The organism is Bartonella sp. AA81SXKL (assembly GCF_042196945.1).
Classification (GTDB): domain Bacteria; phylum Pseudomonadota; class Alphaproteobacteria; order Rhizobiales; family Rhizobiaceae; genus Bartonella.
Map to the genome: position 1 here is coordinate 1 of NZ_JBHIRH010000350.1, position 603 is coordinate 603.

Annotated in this window: 1 pseudogene; it reads left to right on the forward strand. The window is 44.6% G+C overall.

The features are described 5' to 3' along the window. Positions 1 to 336: 336 nt before the first annotated feature. Positions 337 to 603: pseudogene (locus ACFINZ_RS11630) on the forward strand (PBSX family phage terminase large subunit); the annotation flags it as partial.

A 603-nucleotide genomic window follows, 5' to 3' on the forward strand; every position in this document is an offset into this window, starting at 1 on the left:
AGGTTGTCGTGTTGTTCTTAGCTTATGACCGGTTTTTACTGGAAAAGTTGATATGTGTGCCGTGTGAACAGTTTTTCGCTTCTTGGAAAGATTTTGTCTGTGCAAGTTACGGCACAAAGCTGTGGGTGATGTTAAGACAATTTCACGTGTGGAGATTGTGCCGGTGATTGCAAAAAATGCCTCCTCTTGCGAGCCGGAGGCTAAAGAGGGTGATGCTTGAGGGGTGGAGTATTTGGCACGATGTTTGAAGATTTTGGAGCCTTGGGAGCGCGTGATTTTTGGAACGCCATGGTTTTTGGGGTATGTTTTTTTGAGGGGCGTTATGCTTGAGGATGAATGACAACAACGCAAATTGCTCTTATTCCAAAGCTTATACCTGTTTTTACTGGAAAAGCCGATGTACGTGCTGCTTGGGGAGGACGAGGATCTGGAAAGACAAGATCCTTTGCTTTGATGGCGGCTTTAAAAGGCTATCAATTTGGCATGGGAGGAATATCAGGCACTATCCTTTGCGCACGTCAGTTTCAAAATTCTCTCGCAGAGAGTTCTTTAGAGGAGATTAAACGGGCCATTGAAGGTCATGACTTTTTAAAGGACTACCAT